The 24,528-nt window shown below is 55.0% G+C and carries 24 protein-coding genes; 17 read left to right on the top strand and 7 right to left on the bottom strand.

The annotated features are described in order from the left end of the window. Positions 1–38 precede the first annotated feature (38 nt). On the top strand, positions 39–2,018 hold the full coding sequence (locus ACR0LH_RS14145; RefSeq protein WP_480721467.1) for a bifunctional 2',3'-cyclic-nucleotide 2'-phosphodiesterase/3'-nucleotidase: 1,980 nt from the start codon (positions 39–41) through the stop codon (positions 2,016–2,018). A gap of 229 nt (positions 2,019–2,247) precedes the next feature. Here ACR0LH_RS14145 and ACR0LH_RS14140 read toward each other — a convergent pair whose 3' ends face one another. After that, the gene (locus tag ACR0LH_RS14140; RefSeq protein ID WP_170387231.1) at positions 2,248–3,309 is read right to left on the bottom strand and encodes a LacI family transcriptional regulator; all 1,062 of its coding nucleotides are present in this window, start codon (positions 3,307–3,309) and stop codon (positions 2,248–2,250) included. A gap of 170 nt (positions 3,310–3,479) precedes the next feature. On the opposite strand from ACR0LH_RS14140, the gene ACR0LH_RS14135 reads away from it, so the two are divergent. The 6 genes from ACR0LH_RS14135 (at position 3,480) to ACR0LH_RS14110 (ending at position 9,588) form a co-directional block, all read left to right on the top strand. Next, the gene (locus tag ACR0LH_RS14135) at positions 3,480–4,706 is read left to right on the top strand and encodes an ABC transporter substrate-binding protein (protein WP_170387233.1); all 1,227 of its coding nucleotides are present in this window, start codon (positions 3,480–3,482) and stop codon (positions 4,704–4,706) included. Between the two features lie 69 nt (positions 4,707–4,775). Next, the gene (locus ACR0LH_RS14130; RefSeq protein ID WP_170387234.1) at positions 4,776–5,669 is read left to right on the top strand and encodes a carbohydrate ABC transporter permease; all 894 of its coding nucleotides are present in this window, start codon (positions 4,776–4,778) and stop codon (positions 5,667–5,669) included. Beyond that, positions 5,662–6,567 (top strand): carbohydrate ABC transporter permease, encoded by a 906-nt coding sequence (locus ACR0LH_RS14125; protein ID WP_170387236.1) that lies wholly within the window; start codon positions 5,662–5,664, stop codon positions 6,565–6,567. The genes ACR0LH_RS14130 and ACR0LH_RS14125 overlap by 8 nt, the downstream gene beginning before the upstream one ends. A gap of 6 nt (positions 6,568–6,573) precedes the next feature. After that, positions 6,574–7,650 carry an ABC transporter ATP-binding protein gene (locus tag ACR0LH_RS14120; RefSeq protein WP_170620711.1) on the top strand — a complete coding sequence of 359 codons (1,077 nt, stop codon included), beginning with the start codon at positions 6,574–6,576 and terminating at the stop codon, positions 7,648–7,650. A gap of 52 nt (positions 7,651–7,702) precedes the next feature. Next, entirely contained in the window at positions 7,703–8,443 is a 741-nt protein-coding gene (locus ACR0LH_RS14115) for a sugar phosphate isomerase/epimerase family protein (protein WP_170387240.1), read from the top strand. An 11-nt stretch (positions 8,444–8,454) separates the two neighbouring features. Next, positions 8,455–9,588, top strand: coding sequence for a Gfo/Idh/MocA family protein (locus tag ACR0LH_RS14110; protein WP_171240538.1), 1,134 nt, complete (start codon positions 8,455–8,457; stop codon positions 9,586–9,588). A gap of 36 nt (positions 9,589–9,624) precedes the next feature. Here the strand turns inward: ACR0LH_RS14110 and ACR0LH_RS14105 are convergent, their stop codons facing one another. The 5 genes from ACR0LH_RS14105 to ACR0LH_RS14085 all read right to left on the bottom strand — a co-directional run bounded on the left by ACR0LH_RS14105 (position 9,625) and on the right by ACR0LH_RS14085 (position 15,197). Further along, positions 9,625–11,061 carry a hypothetical protein gene (locus ACR0LH_RS14105; RefSeq protein ID WP_480721465.1) on the bottom strand — a complete coding sequence of 479 codons (1,437 nt, stop codon included), beginning with the start codon at positions 11,059–11,061 and terminating at the stop codon, positions 9,625–9,627. A 222-nt stretch (positions 11,062–11,283) separates the two neighbouring features. Continuing rightward, positions 11,284–12,807 (bottom strand): malonate--CoA ligase, encoded by a 1,524-nt coding sequence (locus tag ACR0LH_RS14100; RefSeq protein WP_480721464.1) that lies wholly within the window; start codon positions 12,805–12,807, stop codon positions 11,284–11,286. Further along, positions 12,804–14,102 (bottom strand): malonyl-CoA decarboxylase, encoded by a 1,299-nt coding sequence (locus ACR0LH_RS14095; protein WP_480721462.1) that lies wholly within the window; start codon positions 14,100–14,102, stop codon positions 12,804–12,806. The genes ACR0LH_RS14100 and ACR0LH_RS14095 overlap by 4 nt, the downstream gene beginning before the upstream one ends. A gap of 1 nt (position 14,103) precedes the next feature. Next, the gene (locus ACR0LH_RS14090; RefSeq protein ID WP_170385104.1) at positions 14,104–14,769 is read right to left on the bottom strand and encodes a GntR family transcriptional regulator; all 666 of its coding nucleotides are present in this window, start codon (positions 14,767–14,769) and stop codon (positions 14,104–14,106) included. A gap of 41 nt (positions 14,770–14,810) precedes the next feature. After that, positions 14,811–15,197 (bottom strand): YciI family protein, encoded by a 387-nt coding sequence (locus ACR0LH_RS14085; protein WP_480721460.1) that lies wholly within the window; start codon positions 15,195–15,197, stop codon positions 14,811–14,813. Positions 15,198–15,282: 85 nt separating this feature from the next. On the opposite strand from ACR0LH_RS14085, the gene ACR0LH_RS14080 reads away from it, so the two are divergent. The 10 genes from ACR0LH_RS14080 (at position 15,283) to ACR0LH_RS14035 (ending at position 23,489) form a co-directional block, all read left to right on the top strand. Then, positions 15,283–16,167 (top strand): fumarylacetoacetate hydrolase family protein, encoded by an 885-nt coding sequence (locus ACR0LH_RS14080; protein WP_480721459.1) that lies wholly within the window; start codon positions 15,283–15,285, stop codon positions 16,165–16,167. Then, positions 16,164–16,829: a malonic semialdehyde reductase gene (locus ACR0LH_RS14075; protein WP_480721457.1), complete on the top strand. Its 666-nt coding sequence runs from the start codon at positions 16,164–16,166 to the stop codon at positions 16,827–16,829. Before ACR0LH_RS14080 ends, ACR0LH_RS14075 begins: the two co-directional genes overlap by 4 nt. Positions 16,830–16,847: 18 nt before the next feature. Beyond that, positions 16,848–17,303: an OsmC family protein gene (locus ACR0LH_RS14070; RefSeq protein ID WP_170416674.1), complete on the top strand. Its 456-nt coding sequence runs from the start codon at positions 16,848–16,850 to the stop codon at positions 17,301–17,303. A 29-nt stretch (positions 17,304–17,332) separates the two neighbouring features. Then, positions 17,333–18,406: a C4-dicarboxylate TRAP transporter substrate-binding protein gene (locus ACR0LH_RS14065; RefSeq protein ID WP_170485576.1), complete on the top strand. Its 1,074-nt coding sequence runs from the start codon at positions 17,333–17,335 to the stop codon at positions 18,404–18,406. A gap of 30 nt (positions 18,407–18,436) precedes the next feature. Next, positions 18,437–18,988 (top strand): TRAP transporter small permease subunit, encoded by a 552-nt coding sequence (locus ACR0LH_RS14060; RefSeq protein ID WP_170385122.1) that lies wholly within the window; start codon positions 18,437–18,439, stop codon positions 18,986–18,988. Next, positions 18,985–20,289, top strand: coding sequence for a TRAP transporter large permease (locus tag ACR0LH_RS14055; protein ID WP_170385124.1), 1,305 nt, complete (start codon positions 18,985–18,987; stop codon positions 20,287–20,289). Before ACR0LH_RS14060 ends, ACR0LH_RS14055 begins: the two co-directional genes overlap by 4 nt. A 10-nt stretch (positions 20,290–20,299) precedes the next feature. Continuing rightward, the gene (locus ACR0LH_RS14050; RefSeq protein WP_480721456.1) at positions 20,300–21,166 is read left to right on the top strand and encodes a dioxygenase family protein; all 867 of its coding nucleotides are present in this window, start codon (positions 20,300–20,302) and stop codon (positions 21,164–21,166) included. A gap of 12 nt (positions 21,167–21,178) precedes the next feature. Continuing rightward, the gene (locus ACR0LH_RS14045) at positions 21,179–21,994 is read left to right on the top strand and encodes an amidohydrolase family protein (protein ID WP_480721454.1); all 816 of its coding nucleotides are present in this window, start codon (positions 21,179–21,181) and stop codon (positions 21,992–21,994) included. Positions 21,995–22,062: 68 nt separating this feature from the next. Next, a complete protein-coding gene (locus tag ACR0LH_RS14040; protein WP_480721453.1) occupies positions 22,063–22,368 on the top strand; it encodes a hypothetical protein in 306 nt (101 codons plus the stop codon). Then, entirely contained in the window at positions 22,365–23,489 is a 1,125-nt protein-coding gene (locus ACR0LH_RS14035; RefSeq protein ID WP_480721452.1) for a cytochrome-c peroxidase, read from the top strand. Before ACR0LH_RS14040 ends, ACR0LH_RS14035 begins: the two co-directional genes overlap by 4 nt. 94 nt (positions 23,490–23,583) lie before the next feature. Here the strand turns inward: ACR0LH_RS14035 and ACR0LH_RS14030 are convergent, their stop codons facing one another. Continuing rightward, entirely contained in the window at positions 23,584–24,477 is an 894-nt protein-coding gene (locus tag ACR0LH_RS14030) for an AraC family transcriptional regulator (protein WP_480721450.1), read from the bottom strand. Positions 24,478–24,528 lie beyond the last annotated feature (51 nt).

Raw genomic sequence — 24,528 nt, 5'->3', positions numbered from 1 at the left:
AAAAAACTCGCGTTACCAACCAACTCGAAAGGTGACCAATGTCTTTTTTCAGCTGCTCGTCAATCTCGCGTCGCCAGTTTCTTGCGACAACAACAGCCGGTGCTGCGGTGATCACCCTCCACCCGTTCTCCGCAAGGGCAGCCAACAATCAAGCGCATTTGCGGATTATGGAAACTACTGACATCCATGTTCATGTGTTCCCATATGATTATTACGCCGATAAACCCCGTGATACGGTGGGTCTGTCCCGCACGGCTTCGATCATCAACGATATCCGATCTGAAGCAACGAATTCGATCTTGGTCGACAATGGCGACTTCCTTCAGGGCAATCCGATGGGAGATTACATCGCCTACGAGCGTGGGATGAAAGACGGGGACAGCCATCCTATCATCACCGCGTTCAACACAGTCGGCTACGATGCCGCTACACTGGGCAATCACGAATTCAACTATGGGTTGGAGTTTTTGGACAAGGCTTTGGCTGGGGCTGAGTTCCCAGTTGTGCTAGCCAATGTTGCAAAAGAAAAAGGCGCCGGCCCACGCGACGACAAGACGCTTGTGAATCCCTACACCATTCTAGACCGTACAATCGTAACGGGCGACGAAACCAAGCATCCGATCAAAATTGGTGTGATCGGTTTTACCCCGCCTCAGGTCATGAACTGGGACCGAAAACACTTGGACGGCAACGCGGAGGCGCGCGATATCGTCGAGACCGCTCAGGCCTACGTGCCTGAGATGCAAGAACAGGGATGCGATCTGATCATCGCGCTGTCGCATTCCGGGATCGGCGACGCCAATCATGCCGATGGCATGGAGAATGCATCGGTCGTACTGGCAAGTGTCGAGGGGATTGACGCGCTGGTCACGGGACACAACCATTTGGTTTTTCCTTCAGCCACCTTCGCCGATCGCCCTGGGATCGATGTGGAGAAAGGCACTCTGATGGGCAAACCTGCCGTGATGGGCGGCTTCTGGGGCTCGCATCTCGGTTTGCTCGACTTGCTGCTGGAACGGGACGGAAATGAATGGCGCGTGGTGACCACAACGTCCGAGGCGCGACCGATTTCTAAACGTAATGAAGACCGCTCGATCACCGCTCTGGTCCGTGACGATCAGAAGGTTCTTGAATCGGTTGCCAAGGATCACGACGAAACGCTCGCCTATGTCCGGCGCGCGGTCGGCAAGACGTCTGCTCCGTTACACAGCTATTTCGCGCTGGTCGCGGATGACCCATCTGTGCAGATCGTTTCAATTGCACAGAAATGGTATATCGAAGAGATGCTGAAGGGCACCGAGCATGAAGGTCTGCCCATCCTGTCGGCAGCGGCACCGTTCAAGGCGGGTGGTCGTGGTGGCCCGGACTATTACACCGATGTCCCGGTTGGTGACGTCGCCATCAAAAATGTGGCGGATCTGTATCTGTATCCAAACACTGTGCGCGCGGTCCGCGTAAATGGTGCTCAGGTGCGTGGTTGGCTGGAACGTTCGGCTGGTATGTTCAATCAGATTGAGCCGGGAGCAGAAGACGCAGTCCTGCTGAACCCGGAATTCCCGTCCTACAACTTTGATGTAATGGACGGAGTAACCTATCAGATCGACCTGTCTCAGCCTTCGCGCTATGGACCTAAAGGCGAAGAATTACACCCCAACGCAGCTCGGATTGTGGGCCTCTCTTTCGATGGCGAGCCGATCACGAATGACATGGAGTTCATCATTGCCACCAATAATTATCGCGCATCAGGCGGAGGTTCTTTCCCTGGTGCATTGGGCGATACAATCGTATTCGAGGCGCCAGACACCAATCGCGACGTGATCGTGCGCTACATTGTTGAGCAAGGCACTATTGATCCGAAGGCGGATGCCAACTGGTCATTCGCGCCGCTTGCGGACACGACAGTACTGTTCGAAACCGGCCCAAAGGCCAGGGACTATATTGGCGACGTCAAGGGAGTAGCAATCGAGGACGCCGGGGAAGGCACGGACGGGTTCGCGGCATTCCGAATTAGACTCTGATTGAATTGCTTCGTGTCTTTGATCACTTCGTTAGTCACCTAATGCGGACCGAAAAGGGCTTACACTGACATTCAAGCCGGCACTAATTGAAGTTAAACAAGCTGTCTGCTTTGGGCTAGGCGCGGACATTTAGTGAAATTTGCTCAACGTCTGCTTCGCGGACAAAGCAGTCGCTTGGCGACTGCGGTGCTTCTTTGGAGCTCTGCGTCGCGGCAACAGAGGGTTTCACTCAATGTCGCATTCGGTCAACGGGAATTTCGAGGTGCTGCATGGGCTTTTTCTCGGGTTCCAGTAACAACTGCAAAACGGCTTTGGCTAGAAACCGGCCAGCGTCACTGACATCCTCGAACTCGACGACAATATTCTCACGAAACATTTTCAGGACGGGGATTACTTCTTTGGAATACACGTCGATATCCTCGCCGAGCTTGCGCCCCATCTGTTCAATCGCAACGATTGCCGCAATCGCTGTTTTAGACGACGAACTGACGATTGCGTCAACTTCCGACGAGTTCTGTAGCCTGTGTTTTATCCAGTGCCGGAGCTGGTCCGAGGACTGATCGCTGTCAACGTTTTGAGCGATGCGGTAACTCAAGCCTAACCTGCTGCAGGCTTCTTCCAGCCCGCGCTTCATATCTTGCGAATAGTTCTGATTTAGCGGTGGCAGGATCGCATGGATGTTTTCCCGACCTCTTGCAGCCAAACGATTGATCGCCACACGCATGAAAGCGCTGTTGTCATAGTCGTAGTAGGCGTGCCGCTCGCACCATTTTGTCCGTCCATGCGTTGCAAAAGGGAAGTTGTGCTTAAGCAGGTATTCGACGCGCCGGTCTTCGGGTTCGGTCATGTTGAAGATGACGGCATCAGCAGAGCGTGTCTTGACGATATACTCGATGGGCCGCAGCGAATCTTCGTCGGGGAACCAAGGCAGCACGTTGAGATGAAACCTTGTGCCACGCAGTTCCTGCGCAATCGAACTGGTCAATCTTGAAGTGTTGTTGATGACGTCGCCCTCGGCGGGAACAACAAGTGAAATAACATTTGTACGTCCGGTTCTTAGACGCACTCCAGCGCGGTTCGGAACGTAGCCGATGGCATCCGCAACGTGGCGAACAAGCTGTTTTGTCTCTTGTCCTATGTCCGGTGCATCGCCCAACGCGCGCGAAACTGTGGCCACCGCTAAGCCACTGATGCGCGAAATGGTTTTCTGCGTCGGTCGCTCTCCCGGCAGAACTTGAGAGACCAACTCTTCAGTACTTAATTGCCTGACTTCGGCCACCGTTTTCTTCATCGACCCTCTCCGTTCACCAATAGTTGGCAACTTGCGCAAGATGTGTACTTCCATCGCGACCGGCTTCGGCAGTACTCAGATGGATTTATAGCGAGTCAAAAAAAATGCTTGCAAGGCATTTCTGTAACGATATAGATTTTTACTATAACGTTATAGTAAGGGAGGATGACATGAAGCGGATAAAATATCTGCTCTCGGCAACAGCGCTTGTTGTGGCGACAAGCGCGTCGGCAACTGAATTGGAAGTGATGCATTGGTGGACGTCGGGCGGTGAGGCCGAGGCGGTCAAGGAAATCGCGAACGCGTTCAACGCAACAGGCAACACCTGGGTCGATGCAGCCATCGCGGGCGGCGACAACGCAAGGCCGGTCATGATAAGCCGTATTGTTGGCGGAGATCCGATGGGCGCGTTTCAGTTCAATCATGGCAGGCAGGCTGAAGAGCTGATCGAAGCGGGCCTGCTCCGTGACATCACCGACATTGCCGAAGCAGAAGGCTGGACGGATCTGGTAAACCCGCCTTCTCTACTGGCTTCCTGCACTGTTGATGGCCGCATCTACTGCGCGCCTGTCAACATTCACTCCTGGCAGTGGCTCTGGGTCAGCCACAAGGCATACGAAGATGCAGGTGTTCCCATCCCGACAAATTGGACTGAATTCGTAGGCTCGGCCTCCGCGCTCGAAGCCGCGGGCAAGATCCCCATGGCCATGGGTCAGCAGGGCTGGCAGCAGGCCGGTGCGTTCAGTGTTCTGATCGCAAGCCTCTTGCCAAGTGAAGTTTATAACAGCGTATACGGTGACAAGAATACGGATGTTGCTGGTGGTGCCGAAGTCGCCAGCGTCTTCAAAGCTGCTGCCGATGCGCGGTCAATGGCCGCCAACTCAACGGTTCAGAATTGGAACGACGCGACTGCGCTGGTCATCAAAGGCGAAGCCGGTGGCCAGATCATGGGGGATTGGGCGCAGGGTGAAATGGCAGTCGCAAACGTTACCGCTGGCGAGGATTACAGTTGCCTTCCTGGGCTGGGCATGAATCCGCGTCTTTCAACAGGCGGAGATGCATTCTACTTCCCTGTTCTCTCGGACGAAGCCCAGATCGCCGCGCAAACCGAGCTGGCTAAACTGATGCTCGATCCCGAAACGCAAGTGGCCTTCAACCTCAAGAAGGGGTCGCTCCCTGTGCGCGGTGACGTAAACCTGGACGCGGCCAATGACTGCATGGCGAAAGGCCTCGATTTGCTCAAGGCGGGCGCGCTGTTGCCCGACGTGAACCAGTTGATCACGCCAGACACCAACGATCAGCTGAAAACGCTGTTCACAGAGTTCTTTGCGGATGCGTCGATGACACCCGAAGATGCGCAGAAAGAATTCGTCAAGATCATCGGTCGGGCTGAATAAATACTGACAGTGGATTGCGGGCTCACTTGCCCGCAATCCGACACCAACAGTTGAAGGGAGGGGGAGCAGATGGCTTCGCAACGCCCAAACCAACTGTTCCGCAACCTGAACGCAAAAATAGCCTCGATCCCCATGATCGTTACCGCTCTGTTTGTGTTCGTTGGTGGGACAGCCTGGACAGTGGTTTACAGCTTCACCAGTTCGGGATTGCTGCCGCGGCTGAATTGGGTTGGCCTTGATCAATACGACCGCCTCTGGGGTACGAAAAAGTGGCTGGTTGCGATCGAGAATCTTGCAATTTATGGCTTTTGTATGCTCGCTCTGGTGTTCGTGATCGGGTTCATCCTCGCGGCGCTGATCGATCAGAAAATACGTTTTGAAAACACCATCCGCACCGTCATCCTTTACCCCTATGCCCTGAGTTTTGTCGTCACAGGGTTGGTTTGGCAATGGATACTGAACCCTGAATTCGGCATCGAAGCCATCGTCAGGGGAATGGGGTGGCAAAGCTTCGAATTCGACCCGCTTTACAACCCGGAAATCGCCATATTCGGTGTCCTGATTGCCGGGCTCTGGCAAGGCAGCGGGCTGGTTATGGTCCTCATGCTCGCTGGATTGCGCGGGATAGATCAGGATGTCTGGAAAGCCGCACGCGTGGACGGCATTCCCGCATGGAAAACTTATCTGTTCATCGTCATTCCCATGATGCGCCCGGTGTTTATAACGACATTGGTTCTGACAGTAACCGGCATCGTCAAGCTATATGACTTGATCGTCGCGCAAACCAGCGGCGGCCCCGGTATCGCCACCGAAGTTCCCGCCAAATACGTCTACGACATGATGTTTGGCGCCAGCAACCTTGGTCAGGGCTTCGCTGCCTCGACCATGATGCTGCTCACAGTGGCCCTTGTCGTCATCCCTTGGGCCATCCTCGAGTTCGGAGGAGGGAAGAAACATGGTTGATGTCATGTCTACGACGCTCGAGGGGCCGCAGGGGCCCAAACCCACCAAGATGCTTTCGCGGAGAAACATCTTTCTCTATGGTACCTTGCTCGTCGCTGCACTCTACTACGCGCTGCCCCTCTACATCATGGTCGTCACGTCACTGAAGGGAATGCCGGAAATACGCGTCGGGAACATTTTTGCCCCGCCGCTCGAAGTCACATTCGAGCCCTGGGTCAAGGCTTGGTCCGAAGCCTGTACGGGCTTGAACTGTGAAGGCTTGAAGGTCGGCTTCTGGAATTCAGTCAGAATAACGATCCCTTCAGTCCTAATTTCGATCGTCGTCGCATCGGTGAACGGGTATGCCTTGGCGAACTGGCGTTTCAAAGGTGCAAACGCATTCTTCACCATCCTGATATTTGGCGCCTTCATTCCCTATCAGGTGATGCTCTATCCGATCGTCATCATGTTGCGAGAAGTCGGTCTTTATGGATCACTCACCGGGTTGGTCATTGTCCACACGATCTTTGGCATGCCCATTCTGACCCTGCTGTTCCGCAACTACTTTACCTCGTTGCCGGAAGAGTTGTTCAAAGCCGCTCGCGTCGATGGTGCTGGGTTCTGGCGCATCTACTTTCGCATCATGCTGCCGATGTCTGTGCCCATTTTCACCGTCGCCGTGATCCTGCAGGTCACAGGCATCTGGAATGACTTCCTGTTTGGCGTAGTCTACACCGGCCCGGATACTTACCCGATGACGGTACAACTCAATAACATCGTCAATTCCACGCAAGGCGTGAAGGAATACAACGTCAATATGGCCGCGACCATAATTACAGGCCTTGTTCCGCTGACCATCTATTTTGTCTCCGGCAAACTCTTCGTCCGCGGTATCGCGGCCGGCGCTGTCAAAGGGTAAACCCTCATGAGCAACTCAGTTGAAATCAAAAATCTTGATCTGGCGTTCGGTTCGGTCAAAGTGCTGCAAAACCTCAATCTGGAAATCGGCAAAGGCGAGTTTCTAGTGCTTCTCGGCTCGTCCGGTTGCGGAAAATCCACGCTGTTAAACTGTATCGCCGGCCTGCTTGACGTGACCGCAGGTCAGCTCTTTATCAACGACGAGAACGTGACATGGGCGGAACCTTCCGAGCGCGGTATCGGCATGGTTTTTCAATCCTATGCGCTCTATCCTCAAATGACGGTCGAGGGAAACCTGTCATTTGGTCTGAAAAACGCCAAGCTGCCTAAAGCCGAAATAGCAGCCCGCATCAAACGTGCAGCAGAGATCCTGCAAATCGAATCCTTGCTTAAACGCAAACCGGCCGCTCTGTCGGGAGGCCAGCGTCAAAGAGTTGCCATAGGGCGCGCATTGGTGCGGGACGTCGACGTTTTTTTGTTCGATGAGCCGCTGTCGAATCTGGATGCCAAATTGCGCGCGGACCTGCGTGTCGAGATCAAGCGTTTGCACCAGAACCTTGGAAATACGATGATCTACGTAACCCACGACCAAATCGAAGCCATGACGCTTGCGGATCGTATTGCGATTATGCGCGGCGGTCAGATCATGCAACTGGCATCACCGGAAGAAATCTATGGTCGCCCTGTAAACAAATACGTGGCTGACTTCATTGGATCACCGTCAATGAACTTTCTGGAAGGCCACATCAAAGACGGCGCTTTTGAAACGGGCAACCTTTCGATCCCACTATCGGGGTACGAATTCTCCGCTGGCCCGGCGACAGGTCCTGCGACTTTGGGGATCCGTCCCGAACACGTCATCACCGGCGAACTGGTCGGCAAAGCCCCTTTCCAGACAGATGTTTCGGTCAGCCTTATCGAGCCTACAGGATCAGATACACTCGTCGACTGCGAAATTGCCGGTAGCCCGTTCCGCGTCCGTATGGATGGGCAGGCCAAGATCGCGGTGGGCGAAAAACTGCAGCTCGGGCTCGATCTATCAAAGGCCTCGCTCTTCGACACCAAATCCGAACTGCGGCTGTGAGCCAAAAGCGTCCGCCATCATTGAAACAGTCAGACAATCAAAGGATTGAGTTATGCCTGCCATCTCCTATCAGCTTTATTCTTCGCGCAACTGGGACGTGGAGGAAACCTTTGCCATGCTCGCGGATCTGGGGATCAATGAGGTCGAAGGTTTCGGTCCATACTTTGATGATGTTGAAAAGACAAAATCCCTGCTCGACGCCTATGGCCTGACCATGCCGACGGCACATTTTGCCTTGGATTTGGTCGAAACCGACCCTGATCGTGTGATCGACGTTGCAAAAAAAATCGGCATTCAAACAATTGTCATCCCGTTTGTGGCACCCGAAAATCGTCCATCCTCGGCGCAGGGGTGGAAGGAATTTGGCGAGCGTCTTGTTTCTGCTAGCAAACCTGTCTTGAACGCAGGTCTTGGCTTTGCCTGGCACAACCACGACTTCGAAATGGTGCCCGTCGACGGTCAGACACCTCTAGATCTGATTGCCGCGGCCTCAGAGGATATCCAGATCGAACTTGATCTCGCTTGGGTAAAATTCAGCGGCGAGGACCCAGTCCAATGGATTGAAAAATACTCAGGACGGCTGGTCGCAGTGCACGTGAAGGACATCGCTCCGGTAGGAGAAAACGCGGACGAAGACGGCTGGGCAGATGTTGGCTATGGCACGATGGACTGGCCTGCGATCAAGCGGGCGATGGATGCTGCTCTCGTGCGACGTTACGTGATCGAGCACGATAATCCCAATGATCACAAGCGGATGGCTCAACGGTCACTCGCAACTGTTCAATCATTCTGAGGAAGAACGCGATGCAGGTATATGGTGTCGGAATAATCGGGTGCGGCAACATCTCGACCGCCTATCTGAATCTTGCGCCTTTGTTCAACTATATTGAAATCCGGGCAGTCGCGGACCTGAACATGGAAACCGCGCAGGACCGGGCTCAAGAGTTCGGCGTCCGCGCGGATACGGTCGAAGGTCTGCTGGCAGCCGACGATATCGACATCATCCTCAATCTCACGATTCCAGCCGCGCATTTCAGTGTCACAACGTCGATCCTCGAAAATGGCAAGCACGCCTATTCGGAAAAACCGTTTGTATTGACCCTTGAGGAAGCTGAAACACTGCGGAAAATGGCGCAAGAACGAAATCTGCGGATCGGATCAGCGCCGGACACTTTCCTGGGCGGTGCCCATCAGGCGGCCCGTGCGGCAATCGACAGCGGCGAGGTGGGCGAGATCATCGGCGGCACATGCCATGTCATGTCGCATGGAATGGAGTCCTGGCACCCGAACCCGGACTTCTTTTTTCAACCAGGCGGCGGCCCAATCCTCGACCTCGGCCCTTACTACATCTCCAATCTTGTGCAGTTGATTGGCCCGGTTAAAGCCGTGACGGCCATGGCTTCGGCAAGCTTTGCTGAACGCGAGATCGGCAATGGACCACGATTGGGTGAAATGGTTCCGGTCGAGATCCCAACAAACGTTCACGCGCTCCTGGAGTTCGAAAACGGCGCTTTGATCACATTTGGGGCAAGTTGGGACGTCTGGGCGCATCGCCACGACAATATGGAGTTATACGGCACCAGCGGCTCTTTGTTCATTCCGGACCCAAATTTTTTTGGTGGCGAGGTGTTGATGTCAATGGCGCAGGGCGAAATCACACAAGTACCAGACAACAATCATCCATTTTCTGTAGCAAATGGTTCGGATGGATCCGGGGTGCACCGTGCCAACTATCGTTGCGCAGGCCTCGCGGAAATGGCTCAGGCTATTCAGGAAAACCGTCCACACCGGTGCAGCCTTGAGATGGCGACCCATGTTGTTGAAGTCATGACCAGCATTTTGGCCTCAGCGCAGGATCGCGGCTGGGCATCCATGACGACGACCTGCGACCAACCATCTTGGCTTGGCCCCGAACAAGCAGTCCAACTAATGCGGTGAAAACAATCCGAATATGCGGCGATACTCACGGCTGAATTAAGAGGTGCTTTCATATTCCGCCAAGTTCGTCGCACGTGCGGCGCGATTACTGTTGGTCGGCGAGCTGATTTCCAGGATCTTGTAAGAACAGGCCATCGCTGCGAACAGACCGATCGGCCTGATCATGAACCACGAATGAATAGCGCTGTGACTTGAGAATGCCAGGTACCAAACAAGTATGCTCAGCGCAGCCGCAAGCAGTCCGAACGCACGATACTGGCGATAGATAGTTCCGCTTTGCAGGTCACGCCAAAAGCAATGGAAAAAGAGCCCAATCGCCAAAACCAAGTAAGCCAGGCCCAGCACGGTCGAGCCGTAGGCGATATGATGGGTTCGGTAGGCCAGTCGTGCGAAAACTTCAAATAATGAAAACTCTCCCAGCGAAGTTCTTTCTTCCAGTTGGTCGAAGATATTGCTCCAGACCTCAGGTCCGAACACAAGGGCAGTGACCCCGTATTTCGCAAGCATGAGGCCCAGACAGATCGTGCAGAAAACAAACGTCCCCAGAACGCTTCTGAGTACGGCCTCAGGGACATCTTCATCAGAGGTCAGGCAGAAGAAAGGGAGCAGTATGACAAAAGCCACGCCCAATGGAATTTGACCTGTCAGAAACTCAAAATAGATAATGACTGCTGCTGCGATCCCAATGATAGCCAAATACGTGTCGCGCCGGCAGGCAATCGCCCCGAACGAGACTATTGCAAGAAATAGAAGGTGAACGAACAGGTCAGCCGGTCCGATTGACAGCGACATTCCGAAGTATTGAACGCCGGACAGGGTGAGCAGCAATACTGACATCAGGCACAGCCCAAGATTTATCGATCGAGCCGGTGCCGGTATGTCTGGTCGGCTTGCGCGGACTAGTGTGATCACGGCCACCAACAGCAGTGTCAGAGAGTTGGCCGTCAGCAATAGATTGCGAAAACCCTGAACGCCGACCAGAGGCACGACAAGCTCGGCCAAGGCGCGCCCACCGTGCATGTACCTATGGTAAGGTACAAAGCGGTATGACTCTTCGTTCCCGTTTACGACCTGGTCCATCAAACGACCGCAAACTACCTCTATCAGAGGATTGTCCTCGACTGTCTCGCGGCCTTCGATAAGCGGGCGCCCAAATGGTGATACTGCCCTCTCCAACGCGGTTCCATGAGCGTTCAGCGCCATTGACAAGATGAGGCAATCATTGTCTTGAAACACGCCTCTTTCCCGGTTGTTGAGCAACCGGTGCACCGCAGTCAAATTCCCTTCTTCAATCGCTTCTGCGACCTTTATTCTGAGCTTCGCGTCGTCGGTGACGGCACTTGCCAAGTTCAATGCTAAGAAAAAAGCCCCTGCAACGATTATCACGACTATGGCGATCAGAAGTGCCGAACCGAACGCGCGCCTGATTTCGCGCCAATCGACTCTCTTGCCGGCGATAGTTACTCCAAACATTCGTTACTCCTTCGGCACCTTGACGCTTGGAAAAGGATCCTGCGCGGCCGACCACATGAGACAATTGCTTAATTTCAACCAATCAAATCAGCTTATATAATGACACGTGAATTCCCAGAAAAAAGTTCACGGGCTGATTGATACGTCGGTTCGTTTTGTTGTTTTGGCCTGTATTCTATGGGGTAAAGAGCAAGGAGGTGTCCCTTGGGGAACCTGGCCCCGCTAGGACACGGCCGGTGCAGGTGCCTTCTGCGTGTGCTGGTTGCGCAGCAGGTTCTTTTGTACCTTTCCCATAGTATTGCGCGGCAGTTCCGAGGCGAGTTCATAGCGGCGCGGATGTTTGAAACGCGACAGCTTACCTTTGACGGTCCCAGCAATCTGTTCCACGTCAAGTTTCGCACCGGGCTCGGGAACCAGAGTGGCAATGATCGCTTCGCCGAAGTCGCTATCGGGAATTCCGAAAACGGCTGATTCCAAAACGCCATCGATGTCGTTCAGGACGTCTTCAATTTCCTTGGGGTAGACATTGTACCCACCGGTGATGATCAGATCCTTCGACCGACCCACAATCGACAGGTAGCCATCCGCGCTGTATTGGCCCAAATCACCGGTTATGAAAAAGCCGTTGTCACGTAGTTCTTCCGCCGTTTTCTCGGGCATCTGCCAATAGCCTTTGAATACATTGGGTCCACGTATTTCGATCATTCCTACATCGCCCTGGGGCAGTGTTTCTCCTGTTTCGGGGTTGGTCACAATCACCTCGGTGCCGGGCAGAGCCATGCCAACAGTTCCAGCGCGGCGTTCGCCATCATAGGGGGTCGAGGTGTTCATGTTTGTTTCTGTCATGCCATAGCGCTCTAGGATGCGGTGGCCTGTGCGCGTTTCAAACGCCTGATGGGTTTCTGCCAGCAATGGGGCTGAACCGGAAATGAACAGGCGCATGCCCCGTGTGATCTGTTTGGTGAAACCGTCATCTTCCAGCAATCTGGTGTAGAAAGTTGGGACACCCATCAAAAGGGTCGACTTGGGCAATTCCTCCACGATCGCGCTTGCGTCGAACTTTTCCATCAGCCGAACTTTGGCGCCGGCGAGCAGCGACGTATTCATCGCTACGAAAAGTCCGTGCGTGTGAAAGATCGGCAGCGCGTGAATCAAGCGGTCGTCGCTTGTGATGCCCCACAATTCCACGAGAGTTTGGGCATTCGACAAAAGGTTCTGATGGCTCAGCATTGCGCCCTTAGAACGACCCGTGGTTCCCGACGTATACAGCAAGGCTGCAAGGTCGTCCGGGGCGCGATCCACGGTTTCAAACTCGTGGGGCTGTGCGTCAGCCTCGCGGCTCAGACTCGAAGTATCGCCGCCGAGGGTCCGCAGTTTTGCGCCATAACAGACCGCCAGTTTTCCGATCTCAGTTTCGTTGGTGCCGTCGCAGACGATCATGGCTGGTTGGGCATCAGAGATGAAATAGTCCAATTCTGCTAACGTGTAAGCGGTATTAAGCGGCAGGTAGACTGCGCCCGCCTGAACCGCAGCAGCGTATAGCGCCAGTGTATCAGCCAGCTTTGGGGCCTGCACAACGACGCGATCTCCTGGGGAAACTCCGCTGTTCTGCAAAACATGCGCGATCTGTGCGGCGCGTTTCAGAAACGCATCATATGACATCACCTGTCCGTCATCGAGTTGCAGGAAGGGAGCCTTGTTTCCCGCGTGGTGGGCAAACAAGCTGTCGTAGAGAGTGTTGGTCACGCTGTATTTTCCTCTGGTCTGGCCGCAAGTGCTGCGGTTGAAGCCGCGCGCACGGAACGCGAGGCTTCGATTGTGGCATGTGCCGCAAATTCTTCGTGGTGACGTTCTGTCTTTTTCAAATCGTAGAGGTAGTTGACCATTGCGCCGCCAGATTGGGATCGTCCGTTCTGCGACAGGTCGGCCTGGGCATGCAGTTCGTGAAGCTCGGCACCGTTGCCCAGATGAAAACGGGCCACGGGATCCAGCGGCATTCCATCTTCGCGCTTGGCGAATAACAGGTATCGGGCGGCCATCGCCCGCACGTCCTGTGCAAAGGCTGTTCCCGCAAGTACGGCTTTGGCGGCATGCCCATGCTCGGGGTGCCCTGTTTCGCCAGCCAACCACCGGTTCATACCCGGGATCGGGGACAAGGTCACAAATGTATCAAGCCCCGGCAGCTCTCGCGAGAGTTCCGTCACAACCTGCTTGATCAACAGGTTTCCAAAGCTGATGCCCGTTAGACCCTTCTGGCAGTTTGAAATGGAATAGAATGCCGCGACTTTTGCCTGTTCGGGTTCGATCGGTTCTCGGACTTGGGACAAAAGCACATCAATCGCGTTCGGAATTTCAGCCGTCAAAGCAACTTCGACAAAAATCAGCGGCTCATCCGGCATCGAGGGATGAAAAAACGCAAAACAGCGACGGTCGGGCGGGTAAAGCCTGCGCCGCAAGTCGTCCAGATCGTTAATCTGATGAACCGCCTCATACGCCACGATCTTGTCCAGAACGCGGGCTGGTGTATCCCAACTGATCTGTTTGAGGACCAGAAAACCCCGGTTGAACCAGCTTCGCAGCAAATGCACGAAATCTATATCTGTGCGCCTGAGTTCGGGGTTGGACTTGAGAAAACGCAACAGGTCGACGCGCATTGCCACAAGCTCTTGCGTTGCGCCTGAGGGTTGATTCAGCCGGCGCAGCAATTCTTGCCGTCGGGGTTCGGCGGCCTCGCTAAGCCTTTTATACAGATCGACGCTTTTATCTTTGGCATAGCGGCGCGCCGTTTCAGAAAGTTGATCCGCGTCCAACTCAAGCTGGTCATTCAAATAGGCGAAGAAGTCCAGTTTTTCGGGGCCGTCCAAGGTCTGGTATCGATCCAGGATCGTGGAGGCGAGCACGAAACCCGATACTTCACCTTCTGCAGACAAGAGTGCTTCACACAGCTCTGATATGGATCGCTTGTCGTCTTTGCCTCGCTTTTTTCCGGGGCGGTCGAACAACTGATCGAGCAGGTCGCCCAGAAACCAGTTCCGCTGCATTTCAGGGCTCCATCTGACTGCTCAGATACTCACCAGTTCGACGGTAGTGATCGATCAAATGCCGTGTTGCGCTTTCTGCGTCGCGATCCAGTGCCGCGTCCAGAATTTCCTGATGCTCTGCGTTGATATCGCGCTTTTTGTAACTCGACCCACCAGCCGCCAGATAACGATAGCGGATGTTCAGGTCGTAAAGCTGCGAACAATACCGCAACAGCAACGGCAGTTTCGCATTGTCCAACAAGGCCATATGAAACGCCTTGTGTGCGTCTTCAAAGTCGTGTGCCCCTTTTTGGCCCGCCTTTTTCATGTGGTGGTGACGCAAAACAAGCCTGTCTTCCCAGGCTGAGTCTGCATTGGCGATGGACGCGCGCAACGCGGTTTCTTCAAGATTGCATCGCAACAAAAGGATTTCCTCGAAGTTGCACTTGCTCACCGGTGCCGCCCTGAAGCCGCGCTGGTCAATTCGTTCCACCAGCATGTCCGAGGTCAAAAGGCTTAGTGCTTCGCGAACCGGGCTTGCGCCAGTGTCTAGCAGCCCGCGGAGCTGCTCGATCTTGAGCTTTTGACCGGGTGGCAGCTCGCCAGTCAGGATCATTTCGCGCAGCCTTCGATACGCACCATGAGTGGCGGAAGTCTCTTTGCCCTCGGTGTCAAGCATGGCGTCCATATCTGGCTTTCCCTTCTTCGTGGCGCAATCTTCTGGGGCCCTTAGCTGAGAGCGTTCGTTCCAGTCGAGAGCCCGACTGAGATGTTCAATGAGCCTTCGTTTATCATCCATCGCCGAAGTACAAAGCTGCGCGCCCCGCTTTTGTGCATCGGGTCATCTTCTGCCAGTTTTCTGGCGGCTTCGAGACTGTCGGCCCTATAGATGATGAGGCCCATCCCCTGCATATGCTCGCCGGTTTCATCCGACATCGGCCCGGCAAAGGCCAACTGCCCGGAACGTTCAAGCTGTGCCTGATATGCCAAGTGATCTGGAAGGGATGCCTTTACGTCTTCCGGCGCTTTGGCAGGCGTGCTGTGCGCGACGTAAAGCTCTAAAGCAAGTGCGCCCCGGCCTTTCGCTTCTGATTTGTAATCTGCCCAAGCAACCATTGCCGTCCTCCTAAAAATATCGATATTATTTGACATATGACAAAATAGTCGGCAAAAATCAAGCGAACTGACATGGATGGTGAAAATGAAATACCTGGTGGGAGAGACTTCGGAAGGCACTGCGGTTTTTGCCGTGAGCGGTGAAAACGCTGTGAATTTAACGGCTTTGGACCCCGCCGTCGGTTTCGACTTGATGGGTTTGATAGCCAACCCGGAACTGGCCGACTCACTGGCTGACAAAATCGCCGCTGCAGACCCTGTGGCTGTGTCTTCCATTGTGCCAGCCTTGCCCGTGGCGGCACCCGGCACGATTATTTGCATGGGGTTGAACTATACCGACCACATCAAGGAAGGCGGCTATGACATACCGGAGTATCCGACACTTTTCATGCGTGGGAAAAACTCGATCATGGCGGCGGGGCAGCCAATGGTGCGGCCAGCCTGTTCCGAGAAACTCGACTACGAAGCCGAGCTTATGCTGATCGTTGGAAAACGTGGCCGTCATATCTCGGAAGCGGACGCGCTGGATTATGTCTTTGGCTACACCGTGTTCAACGACGGTTCGCTGCGGGACTATCAGCGCAAGACCGTTCAATGGACGCCCGGCAAAAACTTCGATGACACGGGCGCGATCGGTCCTTTCACCGTAACGCCCGACGACCTGCCCGAAGGAGCGTCCGGCCTGAAAATCGAAAGCCGCGTAGGGGACGAAATCCTGCAAAGCTCGAACACCGCCAACATGATCTGGGGGGTTCCACAGGTCATCGCGACGATCTCGGAATATACCACTCTCGAGCCCGGTGATCTGATTGCGTTGGGGACGCCGCCGGGTGTTGGCCACGCCAAAAAACCCAATCCACGTTGGTTGAAGCCGGGTGAAACCGTCGAGGTCGAGATTGAAGGCATCGGCATATGCGCCAGCCCGGTCATCGACGAAAAGGATGCCAAGTCAAAGGTGGCCGCAGCATGAGTGCACCAACCGGGGCAGAATTAGAGGCACTTCGCGCCAAGGCGCAGCAAGATCATCGCGATCTGCGCGAGCGTATTCCCCGTTTGACGGATGACGCGATCGCCCTGATCCTGCGCGAATCCAGGTCGCACTACGCATGGACCGACCAGCCAGTTTCTGACGAATTGCTTGAAGAGATATACGACATCACGATCAACGGCGCGACCAGCATGAACACGCTGCCAGCCCGCTTTGTTTTCGTCAAAAGTGCCGAGGGTAAAGAGCGGCTTGCCAAGTCTTTGAAGCCAAAGAACGTGCCGAAAATGATGGACGCACCGGTTACTGCCATCATTTCGTATGACATGGAGTTCTGGAAAGAGCTGCCCTTTCTTTTCCCGCACGAGGATCGTCGACCCCTGTTCGTGGATAATCCCGAATACGTGGCCGATACTGCGTTTCGCAATGGGACTCTGCAGGGTGCCTACTTCATGATCGCAGCGCGGGCCGTAGGGTTGGACGTTGGTGCCATGTCGGGCTTTTCAAACAAGATCGTCGACGAGGAATTCTTTGCGGGCACGACGCTCAGGTCGAACTTTCTTTGCAATCTGGGCTACGCGGATGAAACAGGTTTGTTCCACAAACTTCCGCGATTTCCGTTTGAAAAGGTTTGTTCTTATGCATGAGGAGGCGCTGCCGTGGGTATGAAAGTGAAACCCGTCGTGACTTACCGCACGACAGCTCGGTGCCCGACACACGCGCGCACTGAGATTCCAATACGCGATCTGGATGTGGTTATCGACGAACCTGTCGAGCGGGGCGGGACAAATCTTGGTCCGTCTCCGACTGAAACCGCGATGGCAGCGCTGATCGCCTGTACCAACGTCATCGGGCACAAGAATGCGCACCGTCTGGGAATTGATCTTGGCACAGTGACAATCGACGCGAAATGCAGGTTGGACCGGCGCGGTGTCCTGATGGAAGAGGAGATTGATGTTCCGTTTCCGGAAATTGAACTCACCGTGAATTGTGAAACCCCCGCCAGTCAGGAGGAGCTGACACGCGTGGGTGAGGAAACAGCCAAATATTGCGCCATCGCAAAACTGTTTGAAGCGGCAGGCACCGACCTGACCGTCAACTGGGTCAAAGCAAACAAATAAAAAAGACCCGACTTTCTGGGAGGAGAGAAATGAAAAACTGGACCAAACGCAGTCTAATGGGCGCCGCTTTAGCTGGCGTTATGGCGCTGCCCGTTGCCGCAGAAGAAACCATCTCCGCGGTGGTGATAGATGGCTACCCCGACCGCGCCCTGTGGGTGAAGGAATTCACCAACTTCTTCATTCCAGAAGTGGACAAACGGCTGGCCGAGTCCGGCAACTATAAGATGAACTGGCAAGAGAACTATGGCGGTTCGATCGTAAAGCCAAAGGGCGTTCTGGAGGGGATACAGCTTGGCCTTGGCGACATCGGCATCGTCACAACGATCTTCCATTCCTCCAAGCTGCCAAGTCAGGGTATTTCCGGCTCGACGCCTTTTGTGGCATCGGATTCCCGTGCCGTTGCCAAGGCCGTGGATGAAATAGCACGTGAATTCCCGGCGATGCAAAACGAGTTTGCCGCGCAAAATCAGGTCTATCTGGCAACGGGTGTCGTTCTCGACACCTATCAGGTCTTCTGCACGGAACCGGTTTCAACTGTCTCTGATCTGGAAGGCCGCAAAGTGGCTGGGGCCGGGTTAAACCTGCGTTATCTTGAAGGTATCAAAGACGCGGCCGGAGTTCGCGGTGGCCTGACCGATTTCTACAACATGCTGCAAACTGGCTTGGTGGATTGTGCGATGCTCTGGCCCGAAGCCGCCAAGACCTTCAAAATCGCCGAGGTCGCGCCTTACATGCTTAAGGCTGACTTGGGTGCCGTGAATTCCAAGACGATCACGGTGAATTCGGACTATTGGGCAAAGCTGCCCGACGAAGTCAAAGACGTTCTGAAAGCCGTCGCCATTGACTATCGTGATCATGTGGCCGGCATCGCCATGGACCGCGCCGCGGCCTCAAGGGATGCTTATACCGAAGCAGGCGGGACGATTGTCGAAGTTTCGGACGAAGATCGCGCGGCTTGGGCCAACGCAATGCCAAATGTCGCCCAGGAATGGGCCGCCACGCTGAATGAAAACGGCGAGCAAGGCGACGAGATTTTGGCCGCCTATCTCGGCAAGCTTCAGGATGCCGGGTTCACCGGAGTGCGTGACTGGACGGTCGAGTAACCACCCGGCGACCCGAGAAAGGGGCCTTTCATGCTGAAGACCGCAGTTGCTGGCCTGTCGCGGGTCGCCAATTCGCTCGCTATAGCTGCCAACGCATTGGGCACGCTCGTCGTCCTTGCGTTGGTGGTCATCCTGAATGTCGACGTCATAGCGCGCGGCCTGTTTTCGGCCCCGTTGCGTGGAACCTATGAGATGGTTCAGTTCTCGGTCGTGATGATCGTTTTCCTGCAGTTGGCCGACGTGGTCAGGGTGGACCGGCTGACACGGTCAGACGGGTTCCTGAACCTGATGCACCATCGTCGCCCCGGCCTGACGGCCAACCTCAGGCGGATCATCAATGCGATCTCGGCGATCTTCATGGGATTGATCGCCTATGTGACCTTCCCGGAATTCCTGCATATGTGGGAGACACAGGACTATTTCGGAGTGCCCGGTCTTTTCACATTACCCTGGTGGCCGGTCAAATTGGTCATCGCGTGCGGGACTGCGCTTGCTTGCGTGATCTTCCTGCTCAAGGTCGTCACGGCGCAGGACCGCCCGCAACTTGTCCGCACCCCCGAGCATGACGAGGCCGCAGAATGACTCCGATCGAGATTGGCCTGATCTCGGTCGTTGCAATCGTTTTCCTGATTTACGCAGGCGTCTACATTCCGATCGCGCTGGGCGTCGTGTCGTTCGTGTCGATCTGGCTGATGCGGGACAACTTCACACTTGCGCTGAACCTGCTGAAAGTGGCGGTGGGCGACAGCGCGATGGAGTACAGTTTCGCGACCATTCCGTTGTTCACTTTTATGGGGCTCATTGTCTCGAAGGCCGGGTTGGGCAAGGACATCTACGAAGTCATGACCATGCGGTTTCGCAAGGTCAAAGGCGGCATCGGCATGGCAACCGTCGGAGCCAACGCCGTCTTTGCAGCCGTAACCGGGTCTTCAATAGCCTCCGCTTCCGTGTTCACAAAAGTCTCGGTTCCTCAGATGATGGCGCAGGCTTACAACCCGCGTTTTGCTGTTGGGGTGGTCGCCGGGTCTTCGGTCTTGGGTATGATCATCCCGCCTTCGGCCATGCTGATCATCTATTCCTTTGTCGCCGAACAATCCGTGGGCGATATGTTCCTGGCAGGCGTTATTCCGGGGATCATGCTGGCCATTGCCTACGTCGCCGCGATCTGGGTTATGGGCCGTTTTACGCCAGCTTTTGTCGGCGGTCGGGTCGTGGAAGACACTGAATGGATGTCCGGCCGTGAGGTCGCGTCGAAAACCTTGCCGACACTGTTCATTATCACAGTCGTGCTCGGCGGGATTTACACAGGGTGGCTAACCGCAGTCGAGGCCGGTGCAGCCGGAGCGCTGGTGGCGCTTATCATCGCTGTGGCACGCAAATCCATGACGCCCAGAGCCTTCTGGGACGCCCTGCTGGAAACCGGCCACATTACAGCGGCGATCCTGTTCCTGATCACTGCGGCTTCGATCTATAGCCGGATGCTGGGGCTGGCTGGGTTGCCCAATCAGTTGCAGGACTTGCTTGCGGGGAATTCGGCGTCCTTCTGGACGATCATGCTGCTTTACGTCCTGCTGATGTTGTTTCTGGGAACATTGCTGGACACGGCATCAATCATTCTGATCGTGGTCCCGCTGTTCCTGCCCATGGCCGAAGCCCTTGATATGTCGCTGATCTGGTTTGGCATCATCACCGTTGTCGGTGCTGAAATCGGGCTTTTGACGCCACCTTTGGGTATTTCCTGCTTTGTTATCAAATCCACGATTAACGATGACCGGATATCACTCAAGGACGTGTTCATGGGCGCGCTGCCCTTTGCGTTTGTTATGCTGATCGTCCTGTTCATTCTGATCGAATTCCCGATCCTCAGCCTTGCCCTGATTTAAGGAGACCCAGATGCGCTCTGTCACCAAAGACAATATCACCGACGTGTTCATGGGATACTTGTCCAAGGACACCGATCCGAGGATGCGAGAAATCATGGGGTCTCTGGTCAAGCACCTGCATGACTTTGCCCGAGAAACCAACCTGACGCATGAAGAATGGCGCGCCGGAATCGCGTTTCTGGAAGGGTGTGCCGCAGTGGAAACAGAGGACCGGCATGAATTCGTGCTGGCCTCGGACGTGCTGGGATTGTCGTCGCTGGTGGATATGCTGCATTCCAGCCCGGATGCGACCAGCTCGTCCGTATTGGGCCCGTTTCACGTCTCTGGCGCGCCTGCTTTGCCGATCGGTGGCGACATGAAACGCGACTACGGCGGGCCGGTGCTGCTTGCAGAGGGCGTTATTCGCGATACCGAAGGCAATCCGATTGCCGGGGCCGAGCTTGATATCTGGCAAACGGCACCGAATGGCCTTTATGCCAGTCAGGATGAAGAACAGGACACGTATTCTTTCCATGGTCTGATGACCACTGGTGAAGATGGTCGGTACGCGTTCACCACCGTGAAACCAGTCGAGTACACCGTGCCGTCAGATGGGCCTGTCGGGGATATTCTGCGGGCATGTGGCCGCCATCCGTGGCGACCGTCGCACCTGCATTACATCGTCAAAGCACCCGGCCATCGATCTTTGGTGACCGAGATTTTCCCCGACGACGATCCCTATCTGGATCAGGATACGGTGTTTGGCGTTCGGGACGATCTGGTGATGACCTATGTGGAACGACCAGCTTCGGAATTTCCCGATGGAATGGAGCTTTCTGGAAAGATAACCGAACCCTTCTTACACGTGACTTTCGACGTGAGGCTTGCCAAATCCTGATAGGTGTTGAGGATGTTTGAGGTGCTGAGACATACCTTCATCATAGGTGCCGCGCTGTTCTGCGGCGCGGCGATTGCTGACGAGCGACCAATCTTCGATGCGCATATTCATTACAGCCATGATGCCGTAAAGCTGGTTCCACCGGAACAAGTGGCCAAAATCCTTCAGGACGCAGGCGTGAGAAAAGCACTGGTTTCCAGCTCGGACGACAATGGAACTCAACTGTTATTGGCGGCTGCCCCGGAAATCGTTGTTCCGGCACTTCGCCCTTATCGTCGCCGCGGTGAAATCAACACATGGATGCACGACGAAACTGTCATCAACTATCTGGAGGCAAATCTGGCCAGGAACGAATACGAAGCTATCGGAGAGTTTCACGCATACGGCGACGATATAAAAACGCCGGTTATCCAACATATGATCGCGCTGGCGAAAGAAAGGAACCTGATTTTGCACCACCACGGCGATCGCGAGGCTGTTGATCTGATCTTCCAAACCTGGCCAGACGCTCGGGTTTTGTGGGCGCACTCTGGCTTTGATGATCCGACCCGCGTGGTTGATGCTTTGGATACATATCCCAGGCTTTGGGCAGACTTGGCTTTTCGGTCGGATATGGTTTCGCGCGGCCGTTTAGACCCGGATTGGAAGGCCGCGTTCGAGGCGCATCCCGACCGGTTCATGGTTGGTACGGACACATTTGCGCCGGAACGTTGGTACTATGTCAGCCCTCACGCAGATTTTTCGCGTGAATGGTTGGATCTGCTGCCGGATCGGATCGCAGACAACATCGCGTATGCCAACGCAGAACGTTTGCTGGCATCAGAATGATCCGCTGGGTTGTCTGGCTTATTGCTTCCCCCGGCGCAGCAATTGCTTGTGACGCTGTGGGGCAACGCATGGGTTCGCAAGCCCCAAATGCACCCGAGGTTTATGTGGATGTCGGCGAAATTCCGTTGGCTCAACCGTTTTCCGTTCAGATTTCAGTCTGCGCTGAAGCCACGGTCCATGAGGTGCGTGTTGATGCATTCATGCCCGCGCACCAGCACGGATTGAATTACGCTCCCGAAGTTTCGGCATTGGGTGACGGACTGTTCCGGGTCGATGGTTTGCTATTTCACATGCCGGGTCTGTGGGAATTGCAGACCGACGTTGAGTTTAGTGGGCGATCGGTGTCCTACACGTCAGAGATCACGCTAAAATGAAGCTCTGGGCCGCAGCCGTGCTAGTGTCGCTTCCGGTCGCGGTGCACTCAGAAGTTCTGTTGTCCGAAGATGAAATACAGCAAACGCTTTCCTTCGGGCCGTGGCCACCCACATATCAGCCAGACCCCAGCAATCGAGTTTCAGGTGACTCCAGTGCGATTGCGCTCGGCGCGGCCTTGTTCAACGATCCCGTGTTGTCGGTAGACGGCGCTTTTTCCTGCGCGAGTTGTCATGACCCCGAACAGGCATTTAGCACGTCCGAGGCGCGGGCGCTCGGCCGTGTCCTGTTGGATCGGAACTCCCCATCCCTGAGAAACCTTGCAGGTTTGCGCTGGTACGGTTGGGGCGGCAAAAGCGACAGTCTCTGGGCTGCCAGCCTGCATCCGATCATCGAAGAACAAGAGATGGCTCATAGCAACGAAAGTCTAAAAGCGGCCATTTCCGAGAGTTCTTATGTTGCCGATTTTGAGGCCGTTTTTGGCAGTATCAAAAGCCAAGACCCCGAGCTGGTTTTGGTCAACACTGCTAAATCTCTATCGGCTTATCTAGAGACGCTCAGAACCGAGCGGACACAATTTGACGGTTTTCGCGATGCGTTGGAACGCGGTGATCTGGCGGCGGCTGGGAATTATCCCGAAGCTGCTCAGAGGGGTCTGAAGCTCTTTTTGGGGCGCGGAAAATGTGCCCTTTGCCACAATGGTCCGACATTTTCCAACAATGAATTTCACGACGCCGGTGTGCCTTATTTTCTAAGCGACACCGAAGTGGATGAGGGGCGGTTTGGTGGTTTGAACTTTTTATTCTCAAGCGCTTACACGCTGGACGGGGAATGGAACGACGATCCGGCCAAGCAAGGCGCATGGGCGGTTCGCAGTGTGCGCAGGCGTCATTCTGATTTTGGAACCTTTCGTACGCCAAGCCTGCGGGGTGTGGCCGAAACTCCGCCCTATATGCACGACGGCAGTCAGATCGACTTGGAAGCGGTGATCCGGCACTACAGCGAAATTGATACCGAAAGGCTGCATGCTGACGGCGAGGCCATACTTTCTGAACTTACCTTGTCCGAACACGAGATCGCAGATCTACTCGCATTTCTGCTGACTTTGACCGGCACGCCGTAGCCCTTGACTTGGGTGTCCGCGGGGTAGAACGGAAGGTGAGGTGCTGCGCAGGTTTTCTCCATAGAATTCGGCGTTCAAACTGCCCGTTGTCTCCTCAGGCAACTTCAATCGGAATTTTCTGGGCATTGCCCCATTGCCTGGGCGACTGCCCATACATTCGTTTAAACTCACGACTAAACTGAGAAGGGCTGACATAGCCCACGTCCATCGCCGCCTCTGCTACAGGCGTGCCCGCTGCAATCTTCATTGCTGCATTGTTCAGGCGCATCGACTTTACGAATTGGATTGGAGCCATTGTGGTGACTTGTTTGAACTTTCGATGAAACGCCGCGCGGCTCATGCCTGCCAGGGTCGCCATATCATCGATTGAAATCGGGGTGTCCAAATGGGACGAGACATGCGCAATAGACCGCGCAATGGCATTGCCAGCCCCAAAGGCCCGTCTGGCGAAGATGCCTGCTTCGCCTTTCAGGATCGCGTAATACAGCTCGCGCAGTCGCGCATCCCCAAGGACCGCCGTATCCATCTGGCTGGTTCCAAGTTGCAGCAGCCGCAGCAACGCTTGGGTGAAACTGTCATCCCACCTCGCAAGTCTGATCCCTTGCGATCTCACTGCGCCGTTGGCCGCGGGTAGGGCAGCTCCGGCATTTTCCATTTCCATCGCCAGTTGGGACATTATTCGCGGGTTTAAAGAGATCAAAACGCCATAGAGAGGATTTTCCGGCGACGCGGCGGGCGTGCCAGCCTTGACTGGCAGCGACAACGGACAGCACAGGTATTGGCTGTTGTCATAGAGGTATCTGCGGCCATCCAGTACGGCTTCTTTTGCGCCGGTCAAAATGGCCACAACGCAGGGTTCGTAGACCGCCGGAGCGCACGGAATGGCTTGCGTGGCTCGAAACAGGCGCACGCCGTCGATGCCGGTATCCGTCAGGCCGTCTTGTACGGTTCGGTCTTCGATAAGTTGCTTGATCTGGTCTTTGCTCATGACGGACACTAGGTGCCTCGAATTGGCTTTGGCAACCACTTTGATACAATC

The sequence above is a fragment of the Ruegeria sp. CL6 genome, assembly GCF_056536465.1.
Note: the sequence above shows the minus strand (reverse complement) of the source record. Positions and strands in the feature narration are given on the sequence as shown.